Origin of the sequence: Streptomyces laculatispora (assembly GCF_017353455.1) — a bacterium.
Lineage (GTDB): Bacteria > Actinomycetota > Actinomycetes > Streptomycetales > Streptomycetaceae > Streptomyces > Streptomyces laculatispora.
The window spans coordinates 4,517-8,346 of record NZ_JAFMPZ010000360.1 but is presented as its reverse complement, the minus strand read 5'-3'; the positions used below and the strand labels follow the sequence as shown (position 1 = coordinate 8,346).

Here is a 3,830-nt window from a genome sequence, read left to right as displayed (position 1 = left end):
CACAGAGCCGCTGTCGCGGCGATCACCGCGATGACTACGGAGAGGACGACCCGCAGCGGGTCGTAGTGGATGGTGCCGTGCAGCCGCAGTGCCGTCATCCCGAGGTAGTGCATGCTGGCGACGCCGAGCCCGGTGGCGAAGCCGCCGAGCAGCAGCGCCCTGGTCCGGTCGCGGCTGTAGCCGACGGCGAGGACGCCGCCGCCGACCACCACCATGGCGCCGAGCAGGCTGAGGAAGGTCAGCGGCGCGTCGTACCGGATGTCCGTCCCGTACACGCCGAAGCCGAGCATCGCCACGAAGTGCATGGTCCAGATGCCCGACCCGATGGCCGAGGCGGCCGTGATCAGCCAGTTGCGGCGCGAGCGCCCGGTCGTCTCCAGCGCGCGCACGGTGCAGCTGAGTCCGAGTGCGGAGCCGATGCAGGCCATCGCGTACGACAGCAGAGGTGTCAGCCAGCCGAAGGTGGCGTGGTCCAGGTGTCCCATGACTCGGGAACGCTAGTCGCGATGAGGGCGCGTGCCCCGGGCCCATTCGAAAGCTGCCGGAATATGACAGAGAGGCGTTCCCGAACGATCGCACCGTGGTCGAACATGCAACCCGGTTCATGTCGTTTCGTTCGAGCGGTCATTGCGCGATCATGTCCGGATGGCCGATGACCACACGCAGGTCCAGGACTTCTTCACCGCCCGCGCCGCGGACTGGGACGCCCGCTTTCCCGACGACGGTCCGGCCTACGCCGCGGCGGTCCTTGCCCTCGGTCTGCGCGCGGGCGACGCCGTGCTCGACGCGGGATGCGGTACGGGACGGGCGCTGCCCGCCTTGCGGGCCGCGGTGGGTCCCCGGGGCACGGTGCTGGGCGCCGACCTCACGCGGCCATGCTGGAGGCCGCGGCACACGCGGGCCGCGACCGCAGCGGGCTGCTGCTCCAGGCCGACGCCGCCCGGCTGCCGGTGCGGACGCGGGCGCTCGACGCGGTGTTCGCGGCCGGGCTGATCGCGCATCTGCCGCAACCGGAACGGGACCTGGCGGAGCTTGCGCGAGTGGTGCGGCCGGACGGGCTGCTGGCACTGTTCCATCCCATCGGCAGGGCGGCACTGGCCGCGCGGCACGGCCGGACGCTCACCGAAGACGATCTGCGGGCGGAGCCCAACCTCAGCCCGCTGCTGGCCCGTTCGGGCTGGCGGCTGCATACGTACATCGACGAGAGGGACCGCTTTCTCGTCCTGGCCGGACGGATGGGCTGACACCCCTCGGATCTGTCGTCCGGGTCAGGCCACAGCGGCCTCGCACACGGTGCCGACCCGGTCCCCTACTCGGCCGGGGCGTCCGGGCGAGTGAGGTGGCGGACCGGGCAGCCGCCCATGCCGGGCGTGGGATGGGTGCCGAGTGCGGACACCTCGTAACCACCCGGGTAGCCCTTGATCTCCGCATTCTGTCGGGCGTAGTGCGGAGTGGTGCGCGGCGGCAGCAGACGCACCGCGCGAGCCCTCAGGCGCAGGGCGCCCCGGGTCAGGCCTCGTGCCACCGGGCCCGGACGCCCGTATCGGAAGGCCCGCAGCAGCGAGTCGTCGAGGAGGGCGAGGCTCGCACCGCGCACGACCCGTGCCAGGGGGCGCGGGTACCAGGAGGCCATCAGCGCCAGCGTGGCGTCCGACACCTCTCGCGCTCCCTCGTCCCAGCCGAAGTGCTCGTTCTCGTACGCGTCGAGGGTGCGCTCGAAGTCCTCGTACGTGTGCGGCAGGTCCTTGATACCCATGTGGGCGCCCAGGGTCCGGTAGTAGGCGGCGCAGGCCCGCAGCTCGTGCCCGGACAGCCGGCGCCATCCATAGGCGTCGAGCCACCGCTTCGGGGTGACGACGAAGGTGCACAGCACATAGCGCATGTCGTCGTTGGTGATGTCGTAGCTGCGGTGCATCCCGTTGATCCGGCGGATCGCCGCACGCCCCGGGTCGCTGTCGAAACCGTGCTCGACCACGGCGTCCAGGAGCAGCGCGGTGTCGTCGTACCTCTTCTGCGAACGGTCCGTCAGCTCCGCAGTCCCGGCGAGGAGCCGGCCGATGCTCGGGACGGCATACGTCCGGTACAGGGCGAGTTCGAGAGCGCGGGTGATGTCCCAGGGAAATTCGTAGGTGGCCGTGATCCGGTAGATTTCCAGAAAGTCCCGCTCCGGATCGAGGCGTTGGATGTTCTTCAGCCGGTCGTAGCGCTTCACCGCACCGCCCTCTCTTCGTCCAGGTCGAGTGTCCAACCCTATGTCTGCGGGCAGACCCTGAGTACGCGCGGAGCACGGGCCGGCATACACGCGCGGTACGTCCCCTCGCGCGGGCACGACACCTGTCGGCAGATACGTATCCAGGAAAGGCGGTCCCCATGACCGACATGTTCGGCATACTCCGCAGAGCCGTGAACCCCGGCCGCAAGGGCGGCCGGCCCGGCGTTCCCACCAGAGCCCCGGAGCGTCGTCAGCACAACCTGTTCGATGCGGCGGCCACCTTCGTCGCGGCGTCGGTGGAGGACGACCAGGACCGGATGGACGAGGCGAGCGGCTGGGTGTCGCCGGAGGCGCTCTCCTTCGGCGTCGGAGAGCTGGCCTGCCGGGCGGTCATCGCGCTCGCCCGTGAACGCGACGAATCACCCGAAGCGGTGGCCCGTACGCTGCTCGGCCTGGCCGACGAGTAGGAGCCCCGTCCCACGGCGCACCGGAGCGTGGTGTTCTGCCTTGTCAGGGCCTCGACGAGTGGGTTACCCACTGGTTAAGGTGCGCCGACGGAAAACCATGACGGATGAGGAGGGTGCAGTGACCGGGACGGACAACACAGTCGCCGACGACGACGCACTGTATGTGCTGACTGCGGTCCTGCTGACCCCCGCGCAGTTCCCGAGCGTTCTCGGCGACGACTACCCGGCGGCGTGCGCGGCGCTCGGCCTCGAACCCTACGCCGAGGGGTACGGCCTGGTCATGGGCCAGGACGGCGACGGGGCCAGGTGGACCGTCGTCGTCGATGACGTCTCCCTGGTGGCCGTGGCGATAGCGTCCTGGGACTGCGGCATGGAGTACGACCTGTCGCCCGACGACCGCACGGTGGTCTGCGCGCTCCCCGGCTGGCCGCTCGCCGTGGCGGTCGCCGCGCCGGGTGTGGCCGCCCCGCACGACCCGGCCCCGGATCCGGAGGCGGACGGCGAGGATACGCCGCCGCTGGCTCCGCCGGACACCGATGTGTGGGGCCCGGCCCAGCGTCGCCTCGGCGCGGACGCGATCGCATTGCAGTGGGCGGTCTGGCGCGAACAGATCGACGACAGGACCGCGTTCGCGTCGCGGCCGGGCGGCGGAGGCGCGGACGGGGCCGCTGCGGACGGTGATGCCTCGGGGCTGAACGGGGGAACCGGGACGGATGCCGGTTCCGGCGTAGGCGGGGCGGATGCGGATGCCGGTTCCGGCGCCGCGAAGGACAGCAGTGCCGCACAGCGCGAGGGTGCCGCGGAGCGCAGCGCCCCCTCCGGCACGCATCCCGGTGTCCGGCGGGCCCTGGCCGAGGCCCATGCCTATGTCGACGCCCCGCCGCCGCCCGGCCGGGTCCGTTCCTCCTTCGCCTCCGGGGACGCCCGGACGATCCGTGCCGACGGCCCCGGCTGGTCCATGGTGGCCAGGACCGACGACATCGCCTTCCTGCTGCTGGACGAGGTTCCGGGCGAGATACTGCCGGTCGGGCGCGGCAGGGAACTGCCCGGTCTGCTCAAGGCATTGGACGCGCTGGCGGTACGGCCCTCCTGAGGCGCCCGGCCCCCCTTGACGCCCGCCCGGCACGGTCACGGCCGGTGGGGCCCGGGAT

At 71.6% G+C, this 3,830-nt stretch carries 5 protein-coding genes; 3 read left to right on the top strand and 2 right to left on the bottom strand.

Going from position 1 to position 3,830, the window contains the following annotated elements; translation table 11 throughout:
- Positions 1-485 (bottom strand): MHYT domain-containing protein (locus J1C73_RS19075; RefSeq protein WP_278186580.1); only part of this gene is annotated, 485 nt, incomplete at its 3' end.
- A gap of 306 nt (positions 486-791) precedes the next feature.
- Here J1C73_RS19075 and J1C73_RS19070 point away from each other — a divergent pair.
- Positions 792-1,244, top strand: coding sequence for a methyltransferase domain-containing protein (locus J1C73_RS19070; RefSeq protein WP_207317468.1), 453 nt, complete (start codon positions 792-794; stop codon positions 1,242-1,244).
- A 65-nt stretch (positions 1,245-1,309) separates the two neighbouring features.
- Here J1C73_RS19070 and J1C73_RS19065 read toward each other — a convergent pair whose 3' ends face one another.
- Entirely contained in the window at positions 1,310-2,212 is a 903-nt protein-coding gene (locus J1C73_RS19065) for an oxygenase MpaB family protein (protein WP_207317467.1), read from the bottom strand.
- A gap of 167 nt (positions 2,213-2,379) precedes the next feature.
- Between J1C73_RS19065 and J1C73_RS19060 the strand changes: the two genes are divergently transcribed.
- Both J1C73_RS19060 and J1C73_RS19055 read left to right on the top strand, forming a co-directional pair.
- Positions 2,380-2,679 carry a hypothetical protein gene (locus tag J1C73_RS19060; RefSeq protein WP_372446705.1) on the top strand — a complete coding sequence of 100 codons (300 nt, stop codon included), beginning with the start codon at positions 2,380-2,382 and terminating at the stop codon, positions 2,677-2,679.
- Between the two features lie 97 nt (positions 2,680-2,776).
- Entirely contained in the window at positions 2,777-3,772 is a 996-nt protein-coding gene (locus J1C73_RS19055; protein WP_207317466.1) for a hypothetical protein, read from the top strand.
- Positions 3,773-3,830 lie beyond the last annotated feature (58 nt).

Bases quoted from the DNA above. Each gene is read 5' to 3' on its own strand.
- J1C73_RS19070 (WP_207317468.1), top strand. From the start codon at position 792: ATGCGGTACGGGACGGGCGCTGCCCGCCTTGCGGGCCGCGGTGGGTCC.
- J1C73_RS19060 (WP_372446705.1), top strand. From the start codon at position 2,380: ATGTTCGGCATACTCCGCAGAGCCGTGAACCCCGGCCGCAAGGGCGGC.
- J1C73_RS19055 (WP_207317466.1), top strand. From the start codon at position 2,777: ATGACGGATGAGGAGGGTGCAGTGACCGGGACGGACAACACAGTCGCC.